This is a genomic window from Desulfovibrio subterraneus, from assembly GCF_013340285.1.
Taxonomy (GTDB): Bacteria; Desulfobacterota; Desulfovibrionia; order Desulfovibrionales; family Desulfovibrionaceae; genus Halodesulfovibrio; species Halodesulfovibrio subterraneus.
Genome location: NZ_BLVO01000013.1, coordinates 1,022,167 through 1,046,075 on the forward strand (window position 1 = coordinate 1,022,167; position 23,909 = coordinate 1,046,075).

20 protein-coding genes are annotated in these 23,909 nt (G+C 55.1%); 11 read left to right on the forward strand and 9 right to left on the reverse strand.

Going from position 1 to position 23,909, the window contains the following annotated elements; translation table 11 throughout:
- The first annotated feature begins 4 nt into the window (after window positions 1-4).
- The 7 genes from tmcB to HUV30_RS11470 all read left to right on the forward strand — a co-directional run bounded on the left by tmcB (window position 5) and on the right by HUV30_RS11470 (window position 6,266).
- Window positions 5-1,324, forward strand: coding sequence for an electron transfer complex ferredoxin TmcB (gene tmcB / locus HUV30_RS11440; RefSeq protein WP_174405576.1), 1,320 nt, complete (start codon window positions 5-7; stop codon window positions 1,322-1,324).
- Window positions 1,325-1,339: 15 nt separating this feature from the next.
- Window positions 1,340-1,747, forward strand: coding sequence for an acidic tetraheme cytochrome c3 TmcA (gene tmcA, locus HUV30_RS11445; protein ID WP_174405577.1), 408 nt, complete (start codon window positions 1,340-1,342; stop codon window positions 1,745-1,747).
- Window positions 1,748-1,774: 27 nt separating this feature from the next.
- A complete protein-coding gene (locus tag HUV30_RS11450; protein WP_174405578.1) occupies window positions 1,775-2,356 on the forward strand; it encodes a hypothetical protein in 582 nt (193 codons plus the stop codon).
- A gap of 3 nt (window positions 2,357-2,359) precedes the next feature.
- Window positions 2,360-3,268, forward strand: a complete 909-nt coding sequence (locus HUV30_RS11455) for a universal stress protein (protein ID WP_174405579.1) — start codon at window positions 2,360-2,362, stop codon at window positions 3,266-3,268.
- Between the two features lie 31 nt (window positions 3,269-3,299).
- Complete coding sequence (locus tag HUV30_RS11460; protein WP_174405580.1) at window positions 3,300-3,725, forward strand: response regulator; 426 nt, start codon at window positions 3,300-3,302, stop codon at window positions 3,723-3,725.
- Window positions 3,726-3,746: 21 nt separating this feature from the next.
- On the forward strand, window positions 3,747-4,124 hold the full coding sequence (gene divK, locus HUV30_RS11465) for a DVU0259 family response regulator domain-containing protein (protein ID WP_174405581.1): 378 nt from the start codon (window positions 3,747-3,749) through the stop codon (window positions 4,122-4,124).
- 171 nt (window positions 4,125-4,295) lie between these two features.
- Entirely contained in the window at window positions 4,296-6,266 is a 1,971-nt protein-coding gene (locus tag HUV30_RS11470; RefSeq protein ID WP_174405582.1) for a hybrid sensor histidine kinase/response regulator, read from the forward strand.
- Between the two features lie 176 nt (window positions 6,267-6,442).
- On the opposite strand, the gene HUV30_RS11475 is transcribed toward HUV30_RS11470, so the two are convergent.
- The 8 genes from HUV30_RS11475 to HUV30_RS11510 form a co-directional block, all read right to left on the reverse strand.
- The gene (locus HUV30_RS11475; protein WP_174405583.1) at window positions 6,443-7,246 is read right to left on the reverse strand and encodes a substrate-binding periplasmic protein; all 804 of its coding nucleotides are present in this window, start codon (window positions 7,244-7,246) and stop codon (window positions 6,443-6,445) included.
- A 69-nt stretch (window positions 7,247-7,315) separates the two neighbouring features.
- Complete coding sequence (locus HUV30_RS11480; RefSeq protein ID WP_174405584.1) at window positions 7,316-9,082, reverse strand: methyl-accepting chemotaxis protein; 1,767 nt, start codon at window positions 9,080-9,082, stop codon at window positions 7,316-7,318.
- Window positions 9,083-9,265: 183 nt separating this feature from the next.
- A complete protein-coding gene (locus HUV30_RS11485) occupies window positions 9,266-10,459 on the reverse strand; it encodes a sensor histidine kinase (RefSeq protein ID WP_174405585.1) in 1,194 nt (397 codons plus the stop codon).
- Window positions 10,460-10,523: 64 nt separating this feature from the next.
- Window positions 10,524-12,845 (reverse strand): ATP-binding protein, encoded by a 2,322-nt coding sequence (locus tag HUV30_RS11490; RefSeq protein WP_243452161.1) that lies wholly within the window; start codon window positions 12,843-12,845, stop codon window positions 10,524-10,526.
- Between the two features lie 79 nt (window positions 12,846-12,924).
- On the reverse strand, window positions 12,925-13,461 hold the full coding sequence (locus HUV30_RS11495; protein WP_174405587.1) for an RrF2 family transcriptional regulator: 537 nt from the start codon (window positions 13,459-13,461) through the stop codon (window positions 12,925-12,927).
- A gap of 768 nt (window positions 13,462-14,229) precedes the next feature.
- Window positions 14,230-14,466 carry a hypothetical protein gene (locus tag HUV30_RS11500; RefSeq protein ID WP_174405588.1) on the reverse strand — a complete coding sequence of 79 codons (237 nt, stop codon included), beginning with the start codon at window positions 14,464-14,466 and terminating at the stop codon, window positions 14,230-14,232.
- Window positions 14,467-14,787: 321 nt separating this feature from the next.
- The gene (locus HUV30_RS11505; protein ID WP_174405589.1) at window positions 14,788-17,277 is read right to left on the reverse strand and encodes a Lon protease family protein; all 2,490 of its coding nucleotides are present in this window, start codon (window positions 17,275-17,277) and stop codon (window positions 14,788-14,790) included.
- Between the two features lie 18 nt (window positions 17,278-17,295).
- Window positions 17,296-17,724 carry an Hsp20/alpha crystallin family protein gene (locus tag HUV30_RS11510; protein WP_174405590.1) on the reverse strand — a complete coding sequence of 143 codons (429 nt, stop codon included), beginning with the start codon at window positions 17,722-17,724 and terminating at the stop codon, window positions 17,296-17,298.
- A 333-nt stretch (window positions 17,725-18,057) separates the two neighbouring features.
- On the opposite strand from HUV30_RS11510, the gene greA reads away from it, so the two are divergent.
- A complete protein-coding gene (greA, locus tag HUV30_RS11515) occupies window positions 18,058-18,546 on the forward strand; it encodes a transcription elongation factor GreA (RefSeq protein ID WP_174405591.1) in 489 nt (162 codons plus the stop codon).
- A gap of 139 nt (window positions 18,547-18,685) precedes the next feature.
- Here greA and HUV30_RS11520 read toward each other — a convergent pair whose 3' ends face one another.
- A complete protein-coding gene (locus HUV30_RS11520) occupies window positions 18,686-18,988 on the reverse strand; it encodes a peptidylprolyl isomerase (protein WP_269892108.1) in 303 nt (100 codons plus the stop codon).
- Between the two features lie 148 nt (window positions 18,989-19,136).
- Here HUV30_RS11520 and HUV30_RS11525 point away from each other — a divergent pair, with 148 nt between their 5' ends.
- The 3 genes from HUV30_RS11525 to hslU all read left to right on the forward strand — a co-directional run bounded on the left by HUV30_RS11525 (window position 19,137) and on the right by hslU (window position 23,870).
- Window positions 19,137-20,615: a 30S ribosomal protein S1 gene (locus HUV30_RS11525; RefSeq protein ID WP_174405593.1), complete on the forward strand. Its 1,479-nt coding sequence runs from the start codon at window positions 19,137-19,139 to the stop codon at window positions 20,613-20,615.
- Between the two features lie 334 nt (window positions 20,616-20,949).
- Window positions 20,950-22,389, forward strand: a complete 1,440-nt coding sequence (locus HUV30_RS11530; RefSeq protein WP_174405594.1) for a Do family serine endopeptidase — start codon at window positions 20,950-20,952, stop codon at window positions 22,387-22,389.
- 119 nt (window positions 22,390-22,508) lie between these two features.
- Window positions 22,509-23,870, forward strand: a complete 1,362-nt coding sequence (gene hslU / locus HUV30_RS11535; RefSeq protein WP_174405595.1) for an ATP-dependent protease ATPase subunit HslU — start codon at window positions 22,509-22,511, stop codon at window positions 23,868-23,870.
- Window positions 23,871-23,909 lie beyond the last annotated feature (39 nt).

Below are 23,909 nucleotides of genomic sequence, written 5' to 3' on the forward strand. Positions count from 1 at the left end.
TTACATGTCCATTCTGGATAGAAAGATAGAGGATACCGAGCTTAAACGCGCTACCGCCTCGCTCACCCAGGATCGTATCGAACAGGTCATCAACAGCGTCCTGCAGGGCGAAACCGGTGCGCGACTCAAGGCATACACTGAAACCTGCATGCGGTGCGGCATGTGTGCGCCCGCCTGCCACTATTGCGTGTCGCACGACATGGACCCCAGCTACTCTCCGGTGGGCAAGGTCGAACAGACCATGGGCCTGATATTCCGCAAGCACGGCCGTCTTACTCCGGAAGAAGTCTACGGCATAGCGCAGATCGCCTACACGGAATGCAACCTCTGCCGCCGTTGCGTACACTACTGTCCCATCGGTGTGGACACGGGCTACATCATAAGCACCGTGCGCCGCATCTGCCACAAGCTGGGTGTAACCCCCATGTACATTCAGGATACGGCCCACAGCCATTCCGCCACCATGAACCAGATGTGGGTCAAGGAAGACGAATGGATTGACAGCCTCATGTGGCAGGAAGATGAAGCCCGCGACGAATTCCCTGACCTGCGGATACCGCTGGATGTGGAAGGGGCGGAAATCTTCTACTCGGTTATCGCACCGGAACCCAAGTTCCGCACACAGCTCATCTATCAGGCCGCCGCCATATTCAATCACGTGGGAGCCGACTGGACCATGCCCTCCACTCCGGGCTGGGACAACAGCGACATGTGCATGTTTACAGGCGACTTCGAGATGATGGGCAGGCTCAAACGCAACCACTTCGAGGCGGCGCAGAAGCTTAAGGTACGGCGCATCGTCATGGGGGAATGCGGTCACGCCTTCCGCTCCGTGTACGATGTGGGCAACCGCTGGCTCGGCTGGAAGAACCACCCCGTTCCCATCGTGCACTCCGTGGAATACTTCTGGGAACTCTTCAACGAAGGTAAGATCCGTCTCACCCGCCAGTTCGAAGAGCCCGTAACCATCCATGATCCCTGCAACATCATCCGCGGCCGCGGCCTCATGGACAAGCTGCGCGAAGTTACACACCACCTGTGCAAGGAAGTAATAGAAATGTCCCCCACCCGTGAGCACAACTACTGCTGTGCCGCAGGTGGCGGCGTCATCAACTGCGGCCCGCCCTTCAAGAGCGTTCGGCTGGAAGGCAACAGAATCAAGGCTGACCAGCTGCGCGACACAGGCGTAAAGGTCGTGGTGGCCCCCTGCCACAACTGCCACGGCGGCCTTGAAGACATCATTCATCACTATCAGCTCGGCATTCACACCAAGTTCCTCGGCGACCTGATATACGAACTGATGGAAAAGCCCGAACCGGAATAGCGAAAGGAGACCAACATGAACAAGCGTGTACGCAATATACTCGCCCTGCTGGCTTCTCTGCTGCTTCTGGTGCTCGGGCTCTCCCTCGCACCCGTATCAGCGCAGGAGGAGCTGCAGCAACTGCGGCCGGAAGCCCTGCAACCGGCAACACGCCCCGCAGCGCTCTTCAACCACGACGAGCACAATGCCAAGGCCAATCTGGAAGACAAGTGCATACGTTGTCACCACAGCGGGACCGAGGGCAAGCTGGTTGCGGATGAATCCTCGGAAGGAACGCCCTGTGCAGACTGTCACACCGTGAAAGGCACCAGCAAGCAGACGCCTCTGCGCCGTGCCTACCACCGCCAGTGCATGGACTGCCACAAAGCGAACAACAAGGGGCCCACGCACTGCAGCGGTTGTCACGACAAACGCCATCCCTAACCTGAACCGGACAGAAGGACAGGCTTTATGGACATGGTAACGCTTTCAAAAGACGGCAGATTGCAGAACAGCACTCTGGAAACGGATACCCGTTCCTCCCGCCCCGTGCCGGCGGAACCGGATATTCTTTCCTGCCTCGGCAACCGCGTGCAGTTGGAAGAGGAATTCTCCCTGAGATCGTTCTTCGCCCTTCTTGTCCGGCACCCCGAACTGCGCCGCATGAGTCAGTTTTTTGCAGCTGCCGAAGCCGAAGCCGAGCGTTGTCCGACGGAAGGATGTACCACCCCGGACTTCACGGAGCTGGTCTTTGCCAAGACCGTGGAGCTTACCGGTGCTCCCGGAGAACCTGTGATGAACGTTTTCACCACGTTCCGCGGCATGCTCCCCGACGAGGGAACAGGCCCAAGAAGCGGCGAAATACGTTTTCACAGCCTGAACATGCTTCTGGACATGCCCATCCGGCTCGGCAGACTGCGCCACGTGGTCTTCGGCGACCGGACAAGCATGCTGGAATGCGACACAACATTCTCCCTTTTCGAAATAATTGAAGGAATCGCATGGGAACTGGGTTTCCAGGGCGGTTCTCAACAATGCAGCCTCAGGAGGTAGCGTATGTTTAAGAAGATTCTGTTCGCTACATCGGCTTCCCCGGCTTGTGACAACGCCGCCAAGGTCGCTTTTGACCTCGCCAAGCGCAACGGCGCGAAGTTGTATCTGCTCCATGTACTCGGTGTGCCCAGCAGGGGCTTCAGCACCACGGTACGCGACCTGCGTACCGGCCAAGATGAGGCAGTGGACGGCGACTACCGGGAATGGGTTGAAGAAGAAATCCGCACCACCTATGCGGAACAGCTTGAAGAATATGGTGACAACACCGTGATGCAACTCTCCGTGGGTGTGCCTTCAACCGAGATTCTGCGTTTTGCCCGCAAGGAAGATGTGGACCTCATCGTCATGGGTGCCAATACCCGCGATGACGACCCCGAATCGGCACGCGCCCGCTCCATCGTGGGCCGGACCATGGAAAAGGTGGCACGTCTGGCCAAATCACCCGTGCTCATCGTGAACCGTCCCTGTACCACCTGCTGGAACCTCTTCTCCAACATCGTGTACTGCACGGACTTTTCCAAGGCGGCAGATCAGGCCTTCAAGTTTGCCAACAGCACGGCGCAGACCATCGGTGCCAAGCTCTACATCTTCCACGCCTTCGACATCACGAGCGCCAAGCTCGGCGTGTTCCCCGGTCAGGCAGACATAGAGCGGCACATTGAACGCGCCCATGAAAAGATCAAGGAACGCTACATCTCCCAGATGGGTGACTACGACAACTACGACGTGGAAATCTGGGAAGGAACACCGTATGTTGAAATCCTGAAATTCGCGCGCGAAAAGAAGGCGGACCTTATCATCATGGCTCACCACACCAAGGAAGTGGAACCTGAAGAGGCGTCCATAGGCTCAACGGTGGAACAGGTGGTCATACGTTCCGCCTGTCCCGTAGCCAGTGTAGCGCGCGCGTAGCGCCCGGAACACCTCAACATCGGAGGTGCTCATGGGTGGGCCTTGTATTCTGGTGGTGGACGATGAACTCAGCTTCAGGCTCTTTCTGAAAACTCTGTTCGAAACGGGCGGTTATCAGGTTATAGCCGCCCGAAACGGAAAAGAAGGGTTGGAAAAGGCCCGCACCAAGCGGCCGGCGTGCATAGTGCTTGATGTGATGATGCCGGAACGCGGAGGACTTGAGATGTACAAGGGGTTGAAGACAACCTCGGAACTGCGGGACATTCCCGTGGTCATGCTCTCCGCGGTGGCGGCCAAGGGATTCGCCCACGCACTTAAAATGATTGGATTGGCAGCGGAGGAGCTTCCCCCTCCCGACGCATATGTGGAGAAGCCCCCGAGACCGGGGCCGCTGCTGGAAGTTGTTCGCGGACTGGTGGACCAGCCTGCGCCCCCGATCGATACCAAAACGGGCTAAGGAAACCCAGGGAGTGTAGCAATGCCGCACAAGATCCTTGTCATAGACGACGATCCTTACATCGTTAAATACCTTGTGGATATCCTGAGCGATAACGGATACGCCACGTGCTCCGCCTCCGATGGCGCGGAAGGACTGGAGCTGCTCAAGAAGGAAAAGCCGGACCTCGTTACGCTGGACCTTGAAATGCCCAACGAATGGGGCCCGCGCTTCTACCGCAAGATGACCAAGGAGCCGGAATTCAAGGAAATGCCGGTCATTGTCATCAGCGGTCTTTCGGGCATTCATCTGGCCATCCGCAACGCGGTGGCATCGTTGAAGAAACCCTTCGACCCCAACCAGCTGCTGGAAATAATCAGGGATACCCTGAACAACAAGGACGCGCTCAAGGACGACTAATCCAAGGCGCATCCAGCACCGCAGAACCGGTCGAGACACCAATCGGGCGCCGCCGCGGCGGCGCCCGACTACCTCCTTGCCCATTTCCTACGAAAAGGGTATGAAATCACATAGCTGTAGATACAGAACACATACTCCTCAGCCACTTCAACTCGAGCTCAAGGGGATTCCATGCAGCATGTCGTACTGCTCGTAGACGATGAAGACGGCATCCGAACCGTTCTCGGACTGTCGCTGGCAGATATGGGGTACAGTGTGCACACCGCCGCCAGCGGCGAGGAAGCCCTGCGCATCTTTGATGAAGTCCGGCCCCATATTGTCCTTACAGATATCAAGATGCCGGGCCTGAGCGGCCTTGACCTTCTCGAGCGCATCAAGAAGAAATCGCCGGAAACGGAAGTGATAATGCTCACCGGCCATGGCGACATGAACCTTGCCATCCAGAGCATCAAGAAAGACGCTACAGATTTCATTACCAAGCCCATCAACGACGATGTGCTGGAAATTGCCCTGAATCGCGCGCACGAACGCATAACCATGCGCGCCCGGCTGCGGGAGCATACTGACAACCTTGAACAGATGGTTGAAGGGCAGGCAGCCCGCCTTGTCGAACAGGAACGCCAACTGGCGGCACTGCAGGTTGCCGAGGGGTTCGCCGACGGCATGCGCGCGCTGTACAATTCCATTGACGGTGCCGAGGGCATGTTCAACCAGCTTCCCTGTTTTGTCGCCGTGCACAACGCCAAGATGGAGATCATCGCCTCCAACCCTCTGTATAAAGAGCGTCTTGCATCAGGCATAGGTGCACGCAGCTGGGACGTGTATCCCTATTGCAAAGGCACGGGTGACGAAGCCTGTCCCGTACGCAAGGTGCTGGAAACAGGCGAAGGCCAGCGCTGCCAGGAGTTCGTCCGCGACAAGGACGGCAACGACGTGCCCGTTATCGTGAACGCGGCACCCATTCTGGACAACAACGGCGAAATAGAGCTGGTGCTGGAAATTGCCGCCGATATCACGGAAGTGAAACGGCTGCAGGAAGAACTGCGCCTTACACGCCACCGCTACCAGCAGCTTTTCGAGGAATCGCCCTGCTACATCAGCGTACAGAACCGCGAACTCAAGATCGTGGCCAGCAACCGGCTCTTCCGGGACGATTTTGACGATGATGTGGGCGGATTCTGCCATGAGATTTATGCCCACCGTTCAAGCCCCTGTGTGGGCTGCCCCGTGCTTAAGACATTCGAGGACGGACAGCCGCACCAGTTCGAGACGGTAGTAACCTCAAAGCGCGGAGAGCAGCGCAACGTGCTTGTCTGGACGGCTCCCATACGCGATGCCAACGGACACATCACGGAAGTCATGGAGATGTCCACAGACATAACCCAGTTGCGCATCCTGCAGGACAGGCTCTCGAATCTGGGCCTGCTGCTCGGCTCCACGGCGCATGGCATCAAGGGACTGCTCACCGCCCTTGACGGCGGTGTATACCGGCTGGGTTCCGGCATAGAAAAGGATAACAAGGAACGCATCAAGGACAGCTATCAGGACATACGCCACCTGGTGGAACGCCTGCGCAAAATGGTGCTGGACATTCTCTACTACGCCAAGAAACGCGCCCTGCAATGGGAAGTGGTCATGGCCTCGCGTATGGCGGAAGAAGTAGCCGCCCTTGTCGAGCCCAAGGCAAAAGAGAACAACGTATTCTTCTCGCTTGAAGTGGCACCGGATACCGGCACATTCGAGGCCGATGCCGGCGCATTATCCGCCGCTCTTGTGAACATACTGGAAAATGCCGTGGATGCCTGCGCGACGTCGCGCCGCCCGGAACCGCGTTTTGTGCATTTTTCCGTAAAGGGCATAGGCAGCGAGGTGAAGTTTTCCATCCGCGATAACGGTGTGGGCATGGACCGCGAAACCCGCGACAAGCTCTTCACTCTTTTCTTCTCTTCCAAGGGCTCATCCGGCACCGGTATCGGCCTGTTCGTGGCCAATCAGGTGGTACAGCAGCACGGGGGAAGGATTATCGTCATGTCTGAAGCAGGCAGGGGCAGCACCTTTGCCGTGGTCATGCCGAGACGCCTGTCTGAAGAAGCCAAGCAGGGAACCGAACTGGCAGGCATAGATCTTGTCCCCAACGGCTAGGCGGGGTTCATCAGACAGGGTTCATTCAGTCAGGATTCATTCAGTCAGGATTCATAAGGAAGGGAGGTCAGGCTTTTGCAACGGGACTTGTCCGGTATGTCGGCTGAATGCATCAGCAGATCATATCGCCGGCCGGTTCCCGCAAAAAAGGCGCGGCCATAAGCACCACGCCCCGGTCAGTTGAAAATGAGAAGTCCATTTTCCATGGTGGACGGTATCCCGTACTGCTCAGACAACAGCTTTGCCCATTTCAGCGCTATCTTCTCGTACGTTCCGTCACTCATCATTTCCTTTCCGGCCTTTCGCCATTGGGCAACAAGATTTTCATCTACGGCCCGTGAGAAAAGGACATACACATCGGAATACCCGATTTCGTATACGGCCCTGTAGTTGGCAAAACTGAGTCCCAGCTGCTTGCAATCAAAGGCCATGCCCACGCTGTCATACACCATGGCATCTATCCGTCCGAGTTCCAGCTTGCGAATATTCGAGGCGTGGCTGGTAACACTTTCCACTTTCCTGAAACCGTTGTTGCGTAGAAAGTCTTCGCGCACATCACCTATCTTGGCACCTATACGCATGCCGCGCAATGTATCAAGAGTGTAGCTATTGCGCGAAAACGCTTTCAGCACATAGAAATTCCACGCCTTGCGATACAGAGGCATAAGCCATTGAAAGGCGTTTTCGCGCTCATCGGTACGGGAAAAGCTGAAAAACAGCAGATCATCCCGCCATGCCGCTTCTTCAAGCGTTCTTTTCTCAGGCATAATGACCAGGCGGGACGTATCGCCCACCCGCCTTTGCAGCTCTTTGACCATATCCACGGAGATACCGACAAGCTCCCCAGAGGTGGAAATGTAGTTTCCGGGAGGCTCATCGACGGTATAGATAGTCAGCGCACCGGCTGAATTCGGGCTCAGGAGAAGCACGAAAAGGCAACAGGCAATCAGCGCGCATTGTAACGTCGCATTCCACCTCATACATGTCCTTTTACTCCCCGCAGTTCCGGACACAATCGCAGACCTGAGTGCAATCGGGCAGGATAAAATCTACCGGGTTCCTTCTTCTTTGAGGGAACGGACAAGCTCAGAAAGCCTGCCAAGCTGAACAGCAAGCGCATTGAGTGCTTCCGTGCTTTCCACAATCCCCTGAGAGGTCTGAATGGTAATACGGTTTATCTCATCAACAGACCTGTTGATCTCTTCCGAAGTGGCTGCCTGCTGCTCCGCTGCCGTAGCAATGCCCTGCACGCGCTCTGCCGAACTTTCCACCCCCATGACAATCTCCGACAATACGGAACTGGAACGGTTTGCAAGGTCAACAGCCCTGTTCAGATCGGTCACGGCCTTCTGCATGGAGGTGACATTCAGCTTGGCAACATTCTGAATGGCATGAATGGCGCTGCCCACTTCCTTGGTGGCAGTCATGGTCTTTTCCGCAAGTTTGCGTACCTCGTCCGCTACTACTGCAAAGCCCCTGCCCGCCTCACCGGCCCGCGCAGCTTCTATGGCCGCATTCAGCGCCAACAGGTTTGTCTGATCAGCGATATCCGTAATAACGCCCATGATGCGGCCGATGGATTCAGCCTGAAGGCCGAGCTCATCCATCTGCTTCTGCAACTCTTCAGTCTGGCGCTGTGTCGTGCGGATGGCCTCGATGGAGCTTTCCACAACCTTGGCACCCTCGCTTGCCTTCACCTTGGCATCGTCGCCTGCCGCAGCTGCCTCTCCCGAGTTCTTGGCCACTTCAAATACCGTGGCATTCATCTCTTCAATGGCGGTAGCCGTGGCAGCAATGCGGGCTGCCTGAGTGTCCGTGCCGCGCTGAATCTCTTCAGCCTGTCTCGACATCTGCTCAGCAGCTACGGAAACCTCTCTCACGATTTCCTCAAGGCTTTCCGCAGCCTGATACATGCCATCCGCCTTGGCGCGCTCTGCGAGTCTGGTTGCCTCTTCCGCAGATTTAAGGGCCACGGCGGCCTGATTCGCCTTCTCCTCGGCAATGCGGGTCTGTTCCCCCACTGCTTCCATGGTTCGGTTCAACTGCATGAGCATGTCACGAAAGGCATTTGCGAGAAGTCCGTTCTCATCGCGCTGGTCCACATCAAGCCGGACTTTCATATCACCTGCGGCAATTTGCTGGGCAAATACTACCATCTTGCGCAGTGGAACGGTTATGTTGCGGGCCACCAGTATCGTGATAAGCGCTCCCAGCAGCAGGCTACCCACGGTGAGTGCCACAAGGGCGTAGGTCAGCTCGGTAAACCGCTTCTCGGAATCGGATGCCTTGGCCGTAGCCATGGTATTCACGATTTCAGTAAGCGTGTTAATATTCTCCCGCATGGCATCAAACTGGTCCTTGGCCTCTCCCAGAGACAGTCCCCGGGCTTTTTCAAGGTCACCACTGTTTATGAGATCTATAACCTGCTTCGAAACAGGCTCCCACTTCTTTCTGTCTGCGAAATACGCGTCCACATACTTTTTGGTTTCGGGTGTGGCTATCAACGCATAGAATTTGTTTATCCGCGTATCTGCCTGCCCTATATTGTCTGAATAATCTTTCATCTGCGCGGCAAACGCTTCGGTTCCCGGCTCGGCAAAGCACATGCTCCGTTCGGCAATCAAGGCCTGATGCAGGTCGCGGTCGGCTTCAAGAAGAAAGGTCGCACCTTTGAAGTCCACGTTGAACACTCCGTCCAACTGGGTGTTTAAAACACTTGAACTGTAGTACGCGGTAATCCCCATCGCTATAAGCAACAGTAGATTTGTTACCAGAACCATAGCCAGTTTCGTTACTATTCTCATCTGATTCAACATTACCGCCACTCCTGCTCTGAAAATTCTCCACGTGAAATAGACACGCCACTATTCCATAAAGCAGATGCCGCAACACAGCAAGCGCACTGCACACATATCAATAGCATTTGTGCAAGAAAAAAGAAACACCCTATAGATGAAGGAAGTGGCACTTTACCCCACAAAAAAGGGATATGCTTGGGGTCAATGTTTCAAAGGCAGGCGGAGCATGGCGCGTACCCCCCCCTGAATGCCGTTTTCCAGCACCAGTTCGCCTCCCATCTCACGGGCGGCCTTTCGGGTCGCCATAAGCCCGAATCCTGTACCGCGTGCCTTGGTGGTGAACATGCCGTCGTCAATGCTGGCAAACACCTCGTCGCTCAGGCCCCGGCCATTGTCCTCGACAATGTAGCAGACATAGCCGCCGGCACATTCCGTATGCAGAATCACTCTTCCGTCGCCGTGGTCCATCCTTCCGGCCTGGATGGCTTCTTCAACTGCTTCCACCGCGTTGGTCGCAAGGTTCATGATACATGCATGAATGGCCTCGGGATCAAGCAACGCTTCCGGCTGGGGAGCCGATGCATGCATGAGGGTTGCCCCGGCTTCGCGTATGCGGGAAGCAAGCAGCTCCGCCACTTCACGCACGGGCCGGTCGGGGTCTATGAATTCCGGACGGATTTCCATGGGGCGTGAAAGCTGCAGCATGTTCATGGTCAGGTCGCGTACACGGGTCACATCGCGCTTCACCATGCCCCAACCCTGTTCAAGATACTCGCGCTTGTTCAGTTCCAGCCCCTTTTCAAGGACAAAGAGTGCTCCTTCCAGCCCTCCGGCAATGTTCTTTATGGCATGTGCCATACCGGCAACGGTTTCGCCCATGGCGGCAAGCCGTTCGGCCTGCAGCAGTTCACGTGTTCTCTGTTCGACCAGTTTCTCAAGGTGCTCGGTATGCCTGCGCACCGTTTCACGCAGAACAGCCCGCTCCATTGAGCGACGCAACGTGAACTCCAGAAGGTCCGCATTCGCCGGCTTGGTCAGAAAGTCCGTTGCACCGAGCCGCAAACTTTCTATGGCAAGCCCCATGTCCGCATGGCCGGTATTCATTACCACCTCAATGGCAGGCCAGCTCTCGCGCACATGACGTAACAACTGCATCCCATCCATACCGGGCATGCGGATATCTGTGAGCACCACGGGAATACTTTTGTGCCTCAGAATTTCCAACGCGCTCTCGGCCGATTGTGCCTTGTGGACTACATAGCCCATGTCCTCAATCAATGCCCCGAGAACAGTCAGAATACCGACTTCGTCGTCCACCAGCAGCACTTCCGGCTTCAGGTCGGGCAACGTGGCCGGGGGACGGCCGGACAAGGATGTATTTGTAGAATCTGTCATGACTGTTGCCATCTGCTCCCTTGAACAACTGCAATATTGTCAGGCCTGCAGGCCATGCTGCACACTAGGAGCCGGATATCCCGCTTCCATCGACATCCTGTTGCCCGCCACTTGCCGTTGCCCCGGAAGAAGACGGGAAACGCAGCGTGAAACGGGCACCGCTTCCAGACGCATTTTCCGCATGAATGCTGCCTCCGAAGTCCCTGACAAGCCCGTAACTGATGGAAAGCCCGAGTCCGGTACCCTTGCCCACCTTCTTTGTCGTGAAGAACGGCTCGAAGATCTTGTTCTGCAGCGATTTGGGAATGCCGGTACCCGTGTCCTCGATTACCACCTCAACCTCCCTGCCTTTATTCAGGGTGGTCAAGGTAATCCTTCGCGGAGCCTCAGGCGTTGCGGCGCTGCGTTCTTCAATGGCATCCCGCGCATTGAGCAACAGGTTCATGAATACCTGTTCAAGCCTGTTGGGCATGGCAAGAATGAGGGGAACATGCTCATCAAGCCGCCACACCACCTCTATTTCGCGGGAAGAGAGCTGCCTGAAGAAGAATTCGAAAGAAGCCCGCAACACCGTATTGATGTTCACCAGCTCCAATGTAAGGTCGGATTGCCGACCGAACTCCCGCATATGGTTGATGATCTGGCTTGCGCGGTCCACATGCGCATCCACTTCCGTGGCCATGGTATTCAGCACCTCTGGTGCTATCTCTTCCTGCCTGCGCAGCTTGCGCATGATGAAGCTGCTGGCCGTCTTGATCACCGTAAGAGGCTGGTTAAGCTCGTGCGCCACGCCTGTGGCCATTTCACCCAGAGTGGCCATCTTGCCGGCCTGAATGAGCTTGCGCTCCGTTTCCAGCCGCTCGGTGATATCGTTCGTGGTCACCAGCAGAATCTGCCTCTCATGGTATTCAGCCGGAGACAGCATGATATCCACATAGAAGGGGCTGCCGTCTTTCCGGAAGTTGCGGGCCCTGTTCAGAACCGTGAAGGCGCGCAGTTGCGAGGCGTATCTGTCCTGTTCTTCAGAAGAGAAAAAGGAAAGGAAGGATTCCCCGCGCACGCGGACCCGCTCCACACCATAGACCAGTTCGGCCGTGGTGTTGCAGTCGATGACTTCCAGCGTCTGGGCATCGAGCACAAAAACGGAATTGGGAATATTGTCGAAAATAGCATGATACTTCTGTTCAGACATACGCAGGCGCTCTTCCACGGAGCGCCGGGCTGAAATATCCAGGCTCATCTCCATGGCGGCGACCACGTTGCCTGCCTCATCAAGCACAGGGGAGGTGTGCACCAGCCAATAGGCACGTGTGCCGTCAGGATTTACCCTGCTCTCTTCCGAACAATGGGCAAGGCCGGTGGCAAAGGTCTTTTCCACAGGACAGTTGGGGCATTTATCCGTTCGCCCCTTATAGGCTTCATAACAGTGTATGCCCGAGGCCGGATTGAACCTGTCCGCGAACTCCCTGTTGTACTGCAGAAGCTTGTAATCTCTGTCCTGTACGGTGATGCTGCAGGGCACCTGCTCGAAAAGATGCTGATATTCCTTGCGTTGCCTTTCCAGCGCCGCATGTTTATCCGCCACCTCTTTCTGCATGCGACTGAGAGCCGAGGCCAGTTCGCCGATTTCTCCCACGCCTTCAAAGTGCTCGAAATCGACCTTCTCACCCCTGCCTATTCTTCTGGCAGATTCGATGAGTTTGGCAACAGGGTGCGTGATGAACCGCCGCAACAGCATCACGATAAGTGTGGAGGCACCCAGAAATACTCCGGCAGTAAGCATGAGTATGCGATTCTGAAATACGAGAATATCCTGCTCGGCAGAATCGGCCCTGAGCACCACATCAAGCGCTCCCAGAACCATTTTGCCCGGCTCGTGGGCATGGCAGACATCCTCTGCGCACCCTTTTTCATTCATGATGGGCATAAGACTGCCGAGGCGCGGCAGCCCCTGACCATCATCAAACATGCGGATGCGTTCTTCCACCGTCAGGCTGGTCTTGGGAGTATCCGTCACGTGGCAGGCATGGCAGGCCGTATCCCGGATATCCGTCCGCGTATCAATTTCTTCGGGATGGTTGGAAAACTTGATCTCACCCGCTTTGTTATAGATGCGGATGGAAACGATGTCCGGCTGTTTGGCAACGTCGCTGATAATCTGATCCAGCTCGTGCCGTGCATTGCCCATCATCGCATAACGCGTGCCCAGCAGAATGGTCTGCCCCAGACGGTCGGCCCCTGCAACGAGCTCGCGAGCGGCATGAGAGTGCTGGTACCGTATGCTCAACCACGCATGCAGCCCTAGGCACACGAATAAGGTAATGCCCGTAATGACCAGAATACGAACAGCAAGTGAAGCGCGCAGAAACCGGAAAGAACTGGACACGGCACTCCTCCCATCCGTTAACGGTGCGCCCTGCGTGTAACGCAGGGCACATTGCAACATCTATGTTATTCCGGCTGGATCACAGGAAATCCTCCAGGCCTGTCAACGTCACATCTGCCAGAGAACACTTTGACGAAACAGGGATTTCCCGCTTGAATTCCGGATGCTCGGTGATGGTCCGCACACAGTAATCACCAAACTTTACCCCCTTTTCTGCATAGTTAACCAGCTCGCCAAAACGAAACTTGTCGAGATGGGAGTACATGGCAAGACTGGCCTCTTTCCAGAGCAGCCTTGTAAGACATCCGGGAGCATGGGAACAGGTAACGGCGTCTTTACCGCACCCCACAAGGTCTGTGCCTCCCTCCAGCAGACGAACCACCTCGCCCACGGTAATGGAAGCAGGGTCCACGGCCAGCATATGCCCCCCGTTTGGCCCTCGCCTTGTTGTCAGATATCCACCGTTCTTCAGCTGTCGGGCGATCTTCTCAAGATATTTCTGAGAAATTCCCAACCTCTTCGCGGAATCACGCATAAGCACAGGCTCATCGCGCCCGTGCACGGCAATATCGAGCAGCAGTCTTGTTCCGTACCGACTATTCGTCAGTAGCCTCATAATAGCACGCCTCCCTGATTTGCACATATCGGCATTAGAGCCACCCTATCTGGCAGGTAAACGCTTCCGCGAGGGCCACCCACCCCGTAAGGAAGTATTCACTGACAGAAACAAACAACTATAAAAAACATACCCTACCTGAGGAGTAGGTACAATGAAAAACTAAACCGAACGGCTATGGTAGACTATTTGGATTTCCAGAAAAACAGGGGCTCTGGGCGTACGTTACACAACTGGCATCCGGGCAATGAAGAAACACATAAACAGCAGATAAACGCGTCGCAACTCTGCTTAATGCCAACATAAACGCAAATAGAATGTTGCAGCATGTTTCAATTCGTATGAGACATGGTATTGTGATGATAATTTGCCTTCCAAGTCGAATGAACATTGAAAATACTTAGCCGTATGATAGTGTAAACGATGCGTATAAACCCTGTTAAGAGGCGACCATGAAAAATCCAATATCGTTACATGGCCCGTGCAACGGATGTGCTTTTCACCAAAAGTCATGCAGCTCCAAAGGGAAAAACGGATCAACTGCCTTTTGCAGAGAATTTATCCCTATGTGCCTGACATGCCAGTATCCGAGCTATTTCTGCGCAACCTGTTCCATCAGACGCTTCAGCAGTATGAAGCCGTTGCCGCGAGAATTACCACCGCAACCGGAACACGCGTATGCGTGCCGTTGGTAACTCCAAGCCACAAAAGGAAAGTGCCGCTTCCGGTAAACCGGAAGCGGCACTTTTCCATGACGTGCAATGGAAGTTAACAGGCCAGCAGCCCCTCGAGATCCTGTTGGATGCTCTTTATGAACTGACTCGCCTGCTGTCGACGTTCATCAGTCAGTTCTGCCCACCGCTGTGCTTTGTTCATGGTACACTGTTCGCCGGCTTCGACGTCAATGTACACCATGTCGTTCTCACCAACTTCCACTTCGATTCGCTCTCCGTTCGGTTTGGTAAGCACGACTTCCACCTTGCCCAAAGAAGTAGACTTGCCCATCAGTCATCTCCTTACAGGTAGAAGGTTTAACGAAAAAACCCCGAAATCCATGCGGAGATTACCACAGGAAAAAAAAGCCGCAAGCCTGCACCGATAAGGCCCACACGCCTTGTGAAGATGCGCACTAAGCGGTAATTTCAGAGGTTTTTTCCGTTTTCTCTGTTTCCCCTACGAAAACTTGACCTTTCTAGTCCAAAATCGATCTTTTGTGAAAGTTTTTTTTAGGGCCCTCATACTGTTTGCCCAACCAAACACGCCATTTCATTTGAAAAAAGGCCGCCTCACAGAGGCGGCCTTTCGCGTAATCAGAGAATACGGTGATTATTCGGCATTGTTTTCGTCATTATCCGTGCCGTTTTCTCCGCTGCCGTATTTTGCCTTGGCAAAGTCTCTCAGCCCTTCAGCAAGGCTGCGAAGCTTTTCATCGACAAGGGTATTTATACTTCCTTCAGGATACCGCCCTGCTTCATCGCGCTCTCCGGCAGAGCGGCCAGTGAGGATCTCAATCCCCTCATTGACATGTGCCACGGCCCAGATGCGGAATGTGCCGTTTTTCACGGCTTCAACCACTTCTTCCTTGAGCATCAGATCTTTCACGTTTGCCTTGGGAATCATCACCCCCTGCTCGCCGGTCAACCCGCGATTCTTGCAAACCTTGAAGAAGCCTTCAATCTTCTCGTTCACACCGCCTATAGGCTGCACCTCGCCCTTCTGGTTCACGGAACCGGTCACGGCAATACCCTGATGTATCGGCACTTCCGCAAGGCTTGAAAGCAGGGCGTACAGCTCTGTGGACGAGGCAGAATCACCATCTATGCCTCCATAGGACTGCTCAAAGGCAATGGAAGCGGCAAGGGTAAGCGGTTTGTCCTGCGCAAAATATTTGCGCAGATAGCCGCCGAGAATGAGCATGCCCTTGCTGTGGGTGGAGCCGGAAAGATCCGCCTCTCGTTCGATGTTGATGATTCCTTCCTTGCCGATGGAGGTGGCGCAGGTAATGCGGGCAGGCTTGCCGAAAGCATAGTCACCAAGGGAATATACCGCCAGCCCGTTGATCTGTCCCACGACAGCACCTTCGGTATCTATAAACACGCTGCCGCGGTCTATCATTTCCTGCAGACGGTCTTCCATCTGGTTCGTGCGATAAATGCGTGCGTCATTCGCCTTGCAAATATGCTCGCCGCGGACGATGGATTCTCCTGCCTCTCTGGCAATAAAGTTGGCCTCTTCCATTATGTCACTGAGAATGGGGAATGCCGTGGAAATGCGTTCCTGCCTGCCGGATATACGCACGCCGTGTTCAAGAAGCGAGGCAACGGCATCGGCATGGAACGGCATCAGTTTACCTTCGTTCACAAAGGTCCTGATGAGTCGGCTGATATCGCGGACAGCCTTGTCATCCCGCGGCATGGACGCTTCAAAATCGGCACGGACCTTGAAGATCTTGTCCACGTCTTCATCATAATTCCGCAACAGATGGTACAGGTGCGGGGTGGCTATGACGACAACCTTCACCTCCATCGATATGGACTCAGGCTTAAGTGAAGAGGTGGCCATGAGGTAGTAAGGATCGAAGGTCTGTATCTCAATCTCGGAAGTTTTCAGCGCCCGCTTGAGCGTCTGCCACACACCGGCTTCCTGAATGGCATCCATGAGATTAATCACAAGATACCCGCCATTGGCCCTGATGAACGAACCGCCGTTGATCTTTTTGTAGTCTGTTCGCCACAGCCCGTTTCTATCCATCACCCTTTCGATACTGCCGAAGAGGTTGCGGTAGGTGGGATGCGATTCCACAATGACGGGCGGGCCTTCGCTCTCGCTGTTGTCCACAAGCAGGTTCACACCGTAGGGATGCAGTACCGTTTCTGCCGATGAGCCAGGAAAACTCATACCCATGGGGCCTTGCTGCGGCTGGCCAATGGACTTGATCGCATCCAGATTCTCGGCCATGTCATCGAGCATGGCCTCCACATGTTTTTGCACCTTCTCCGCATCCCGCCATCCATTGAGCAGAGGTTCGGAAAGCTCGCGGGCAATGTTCATGAACATGAGCTTGTCCACTTCCTCGCTGCGGTGCTTCACCTCTTTCTGCAGTGTCCGCACCTCTAGGAAAATGGCGTCTATGTCTTCCTTGAGTTCCTTGTACTTGGCGCGCAACTGTTCAAATTCTTCGCGTGGGAAGCGGCCCTTCTCCATCATCTCTTCAAGCTTGAGCAGGTGAACCGGCTCACCGTCGATGACAGGCACGATATCGGGGCGCTGTATCTGGCCCATCTGCATGTTCACCATGACAAAACCGGCATCCTTAACGCGCTCTTCAAGCCCTTTGAAGAACTCGCGGGTTTTCTTGTCGTGCTCTTCTATGATGGCATTCTTGCTGTTGATGTATTCCTGACTTTCAAACAGCTGAGGCACTTCGCGCTTGATGCCTTCAAGGAACTTGTCCACAGCGGTTTTGAACTTCACGCCGTTTCCGGCCACAAAACGCAGCAGTATCGGCTCTTCCTGGGTTTTGAAATTGTTCACGTAGCAGAGATCGTCAGGAGTCTCCTGCTTACGGGTATAATTTTCCAGCAGGCGCTTCACCACAGCCATTTTGCCAAGGTTAACGGAGCCGGTAACGAATATATTGTACCCTTTGGCATCCATGCCCATACCGAACCGGAATGCCTCTACCCCTCTATCCTGCCCGATAATCTCTTCCTGCGCCTCCAGTTCGTCCGTCGTGGTAAAAGGCAATGCGGCCGGGTCCAGCCTCCATCGCAGATCTTCCAAGGCAACTATCGCTCTATCTCTGATCGCAGTCATTGTAACCTCCTGGCAGGCTTAGGATCGGTGCTTCAGCAGTATCGGTACGCGGCGCGCCTGCGGCTTTCTGCATTTGGGCATTATGATACGCAGCATGGTTCCGGTAAGTTCGGCCACCACATCTTCAGAACGCACTTTGCAGGGCAGTTTAAAACGATGTTCCATGAGGCTGCTTCTGGTTTCTCCGGCTGCCTCTTCCTGCTGGGTGCAACTGATGGAAAGCATGTCGCCGTTAATCTCGATGGCAAGATCTTCCGGTTTCACGCCGGGCAGTTGAGCCTCAACGATCACCTCATCGGGCAGATCCTTGATGGTCAGGTCAACCTCGGCAAGAGGCTGACACAGTGAAGGCAACCCGAAATCCGAACACAATCTGTCGAAAAGCCGCTCACTGTCATTTCTGAGTCGTTGCAATTGCTGGCTTTTCCAAATCTTCAAGTTGGGCATATCCCATCCTCCTGATACAAAAGCCTGAGCTGTCGGCAATGTCCCCCGTCTCCGGCAAAAGGCAGACGACAGCGTTGGAATCTAACATCTAACCATATTTATACATTCTTTCCGAGTAATGTGAATGGCCGGACGATATTTTTCTTCATCCGTTACCGAGTTAAGATACAACTCCTCCTTGACCAACAGGCCACAATGCCTTACCCAGACATTTCGGCCGACGTCGTTCGAAGTCTTCCGATTTCCGGCTCCGCCCCTCTGCTGTCACCGGCACAACCGCCGTTCTGACGACTCCCATAAAACAGACTAGTACGATTTAAGGATACGCAAAGAATGGATACTATCCCGATTTCCGTTGAAGGTTTCAAAAAGCTCGAGCGTGAACTTGATGCACTGAAGAAGGAACGCCCGGCCATCATTCAGGCTATCAAAGAAGCCCGTGAAGAAGGCGATCTTTCGGAAAATGCCGGATACGATGCCGCACGCGAACGCCAGGGTATGCTCGAAGCGCGCATCAACTACATTGAATCGCGTATGCCCAAGTTCAATGTCATCGACATCAACACGCTGAACAGCCCCAAGGCCATTTTCGGCTCTACCGTTACGGTCGAAGACCTCGAAAGCGGTGAAAAGAAGACCTACACTATGCTTGGTCCTGACGAAGCCGACTTCAACAACGGCAGCATTTCCATCCTTTCCCCCGTTGCAAAAGCCCTTCTCGGCAAGCAGGTGGGTGACGAGGTTGTGGTAAATGCTCCCAAGGGCCGCATTGAATACGAGATCATCTCCATCGAATTCAAGGGAACCTCTCCCGCTGCATAAACGGGCCAGCCTGTATGATATTATCCGGCCAGCCCCAAGCTGGCCTTTTTTTATTTTCGCAGGCACAAAAAAAAGGCGGCCCCCATCGGGGCCGCCTTGCACAGGCGCCGCAATTGCGGCACTCTGAACATACGCAAAATTATTCCGAACGCTCGGTTACTTCCACCAGATGATAACCGAACTGGGTACGCACGGGGCCGTGTACCACGCCTACGGCTTCATTAAAGCAGACATGGTCGAACTCGGGGACCATCTGACCGGGGCGGAACTGGCCCAGTTCGCCACCACGACGACCGGAGGGGCACTTGGAATACTGCTTTGCCACTTCTGCGAATTCTTCGCCGCCTTCAATGCGGGTCTTCAGTTCAATGCAGGTAGCTTCGGAATCGACAAGAATGTGACGCGCTTTGGCTGTTGCCATTGAATGCTCCTTATAATTCAGTTTATGTGCAAATCATGCCATGCCTTCGCTCGCGAAGCAACATATGCCCTTTCCCCTTTTTTCGTTCTTGCTTCTGGAGCGGATGAAAGATATAGCCCCCTAAGCAATTTGATGAACTTTTAACCATGATGTTTTCAAGGAGAACTGGATGGCCGGTTCCGACGACAGCCGCCAGAATGGCGCTGAAGAAAGTTTTGAAGCGATGCTGGACGCCTACACAGGCTCCATGGGTGAAAGCCTTAAGGTTGGGGACCGCGTGAAAGGCACGGTCATCAGCATTACCGCTGACAGCGTGTTTGTGGACACCGGCACCAAGGTAGACGGAGTTGCCGAGCGCAGCGAATTCCTTGATGATGCAGGCGAGTTGGCCGTGAAAGACGGCGACGAAGTAGAACTGTACGTCATGGCAGCCAATGCCCAGGAAATCCGCCTTTCCAAGGCTCTTTCCGGCATTGGTGGCGCTGCCATTCTGGAAGACGCCTTCAGGGCAAACCTGCCTGTTGAAGGCCGCGTTGTTGCCACCCGCAAGGGCGGGTACGACGTTGAGGTGCTCAAGCGCCGCGCCTTCTGCCCCGTCAGCCAGATCGACACCCGCTTCGTTGAAGACGCGGAAGCCTATGTAGGTCAGACCTTCCAGTTCCAGATCATCAAGTTCGAACAGAACGGTCGCAACGTTGTTGTGTCCCGCCGTGTACTGCTTGAACAGGAGCTGGAAGCAAAGCGCGCCGAATTCCTTGCCGAAATCAAGGAAGGTTCCGTTGTCGACGCCAAGATCGTACGCCTTGCTCCTTTCGGTGCCTTCGCCGAAATTCAGCCCGGCATCGAAGGTCTGATTCACGTTTCCGAACTCAGCTGGGCCCGTATCGGCTCTGCAGATGAGGTCGTTAGCGAAGGCGACGTAGTGCGTGCCAAGGTCCTTTCCATTGAAACGGATAAAAAGGGCCAGCTGCGCATTTCCATGTCCGCCAAGCAGGTAATGGAAAATCCCTGGGCCCGCGTTGCCGAAGATCTCAAGGAAGGCGAAGTGCGTGAAGGCAAGGTTGTACGCCTCACCAACTTTGGTGCCTTTGTTGAAGTTCTTCCCGGCATTGACGGCCTGGTGCACATTTCCGAAATGTCTTACACCAAGCGCGTGCACAAGCCCGGTGACATGGTTGCCGCAGGCGACAAGGTTATGGTGAAGGTTAAGGGCATAGACCTTAACGCACAGCGCGTTTCCCTCAGCATGAAGGAAGCCGAAGGCGACCCGTGGGCAGGCATTGAAGAACGCTTTGCCGCAGGCGCCACTGTTGAAGGCAAGGTTGAATCCCGCACCGACTTCGGTCTGTTTGTGGCACTTGCTCCCGGTATTACCGGCCTCATGCCCAAGTCCAACATGGCAAAGGCCGACAAGGCTGCCAATCTGGACAACGTGAAGCCCGGCGACACCCTGCAGGTAACCGTTGCGCAGGTTCGCACCGCTGAACGCAAGATCACCCTCGCCCCCGTGGGCGTAGTGACCGAAGAAGACAACTCGTGGAAGGAATACCGCAAACCCAAGGCTGAAAAGACCACGGTTTCCGGCGATACTTCCGCCTTCTCTAACTCTCTTGGGGCAGCTCTCAAGAACGCCCTGAAGAACAAGTAGCGTTCTGCGTTCCTGAACATTTGAAAGGCCGGTCTTTGACCGGCCTTTTCTTGTATGTTTAGCCCGCCTTTTACGGCATTACCGCACTCCCTCATGCATCTTCCTGCATACGGCTCTTCGCAAACCTGCTTCTTCCACTATAATAGAACAGTTACATAGCCCCTGCCCCTGAGGCTCTATCCTTACTCCAGGTGTTCAGACAGGCCCTTGCAGACATTCGCAGGCATTTTTTCATCCCAAGAGTTTACAATAAGAAAAAACGGCCTATTATGTATGAGGTCTGAAATTCTGCCGTTGCTACCCATTTCATGCAGAATTCTCAAGGAGAACCGTAATGAACCGCCTTACTCCAAAAGTCTTTGTGACTTCCCCCCTTCTGGTGCTGATCATGGCAGCAACGGCCCTTGCCGCCAACCTGCCCGACTTCACCGCGCTGGCCAAAAAGGCCGGTCCGGCCGTTGCGAACATCAGTACGGAAAAGACCGTTGAGATTTCCAATAACAAGGGCCTGCAGGACTTTCTGCGAAACCACCCCCGTGGAACCCCCTTTGACGATTTCTTTGATCAGTTCGACCAGTTCTTCGGCAACCGCGGTGAGCAGCAGCCCCGCAAGGAGCGGTCACTTGGTTCCGGCTTCATCATCTCCGCAGACGGATATGTTGTGACCAACAACCACGTCATCGAAAATGCGGACATCATCCGCGTGAACATTGAAACCGGCAAGAACAGCTCCGAATCACTCATTGCCAAGGTCATCGGCACTGATCCGGAAACCGACCTCGCCCTGCTCAAGGTGGACGCCAACCGCACCCTGCCCTTCATAGAGTTCGGCAACTCTGATGATCTGGAAGTGGGCGAATGGGTCATGGCCATCGGCAACCCCTTCGGCCTAGACCACACAGTCACAGCAGGCATTGTCAGCGCTAAGGGCCGCAATATCCGTTCCGGCCCCTTTGACAACTACCTGCAGACCGACGCCTCCATCAATCCCGGCAACTCCGGCGGCCCCCTGATTAACGGAGACGGCGAAGTCATCGGCATCAACACCGCCATCATTGCGCGCGGACAGGGGATCGGCTTTGCCATTCCCAGCAACATGGCCAAGCGCATCATCAACCAGCTGAAGACGGAACAGACGGTCCGTCGCGGCTGGATAGGCGTGAACATCACCAATCTTGATGAAAACACCGCCAAAGCCCTGGGTCTGAAGACCGACAAGGGTGCGTTTGTAGCCGGCGTTATTCCCGGACAGCCTGCCGACAAGGCCGGCCTGAAATCCGGCGATATCATTGTCGGCGTAAACGACAAGACCATCACCTCGTCCAGCGAGCTTATCAATTCCATTGCAAACCTGCCCCCCGGTGACAAGGCCAAGCTGACCATCCTTCGTGAAGGCAAATCCCGCACGCTGATGATCACCCTTGGTGAACGCAACCGCGAAGTTGCCAAGGCGGCACCCAGCCAGCCCGCAACAGAGTCAGCCATTGCCTCTCTCGGCATCAAGCTGCGCGCGGTAACATCTACCGAAGCCAAGGCACTTGGACTTGACTCCGTGGCCGGTATTCTGGTCACCGAAGTGGACCCGACCAAACCTGCTGCCGAAGCAGATATGCGACCCGGCGACGTGATTCTTCAGGCCAACCTCAAACCCGTGAACACGGTTGACGAGTTCCTGAAGGTTCTGAAGGAAGAAGGCGAGCCGCGCGGTGCCATAATGCTGCAGATCAAGCGACGCGGCATAGTGCAGTTCTACTCCATTCCCATTTCCCGGTAAGCGCTGAAATGACAGGCGGGCGTTCCGAACGGGACGCCCGCTTTTTCATTGGCTTTCACCTCCGCCCCTGCTACTATTCCGACCCGCTGCAAGGATAATCAAAGCTTTCAGGAGTTTCCATGAGCTCTCTCACCCCCAGAGAAATAGTGTCCGAACTGGACAAGTATATCATCGGTCAGAAGGATGCCAAACGCATGGTGGCCGTAGCCATGCGCAACCGCTGGAGACGCCAGCAGATCGAACCCGGCCTGCGCGACGAAATAGCCCCCAAGAACATCATCATGATGGGCCCCACCGGAGTGGGAAAGACGGAGATTGCCCGGCGACTCGCCAAGCTTTCCGGATCTCCCTTCGTCAAGGTCGAGGCCACCAAGTTCACTGAAGTGGGCTATGTGGGACGAGATGTCGAATCCATGGTCCGCGATCTCATGGAACTGGGCATTGCCCTCATCCGTGAAGAAGAGACCGAGCGCGTGCGCACCAAGGCCGAGGCCAATGCGGAAGAAAGCTTGCTGGACCTGCTGTTGCCCGGCTCCCGCCTTTCCTCTCCTCCCATGACCTCGTTCGACGCCCCCACACCTTCTCCCGCCCCTGCGGGCGATTCCACGCGCGACAAGATGCGCCAGATGTTCCGTCAGGGCAAACTGGACGACCGCGAAGTGGAAATGGAAGTGGAAATGCAGAGCGGGCCGCATCTCGAAGTCATGACCATACCGGGCATGGAAGAGATAGGCTCCCAGTTCAAGGACGTATTCAGCAAGGCCTTTCCTGCCAAGCGCAAGAAGCGCCGCATGCGCGTGGGCGACGCCTTTGCCCTGCTTATCGAGCAGGAAGCAGCACGGCTCATCGACCCCGACAAGGTGGCGGAACTTGCACGCGAGCGTGTGGAGCAGACGGGTATCATCTTCATTGATGAAATCGACAAGATCGCCAGTTCCGAACACGGGGGCAAAAGCGCCGACATATCCCGCGACGGCGTGCAGCGCGACCTGCTGCCCATAGTCGAAGGCAGCGTCGTGAACACGAAATATGGCATGGTGCGCACCGACCATATTCTCTTCATCGGTGCCGGTGCCTTTCACTATGCCAAGCCTTCTGACCTCATCCCCGAACTGCAGGGCCGCTTCCCGCTGCGTACCGAGCTTTCCGCTCTGGGCAAGGAAGAGTTTTTGCGCATTCTCAAGGAACCGCGCAACGCCCTCACCATCCAGTACAAGGCGCTTCTTGCCACGGAAGGTGTCAGCATTGACTTTACCGAAGACGGCCTTGAAGAAATTGCCGCCTTTGCCGAAATGACGAACCAGGAAACCGAGAACATCGGTGCCCGGCGTCTGTATACGATCATGGAACGTATTCTTGCGGAAATATCCTTTGAAGCGCCCGACCGTTCCGGCGATTCGCTTGTGATAGACCGTGACTTTGTGCAGCAGCAACTGGCCGATGTCCGCGAAGACCGCGACCTCAGCCGGTATATTCTGTAACCCCAGCCAGAACAATCCGATCCGTACGGGAGCATAGTG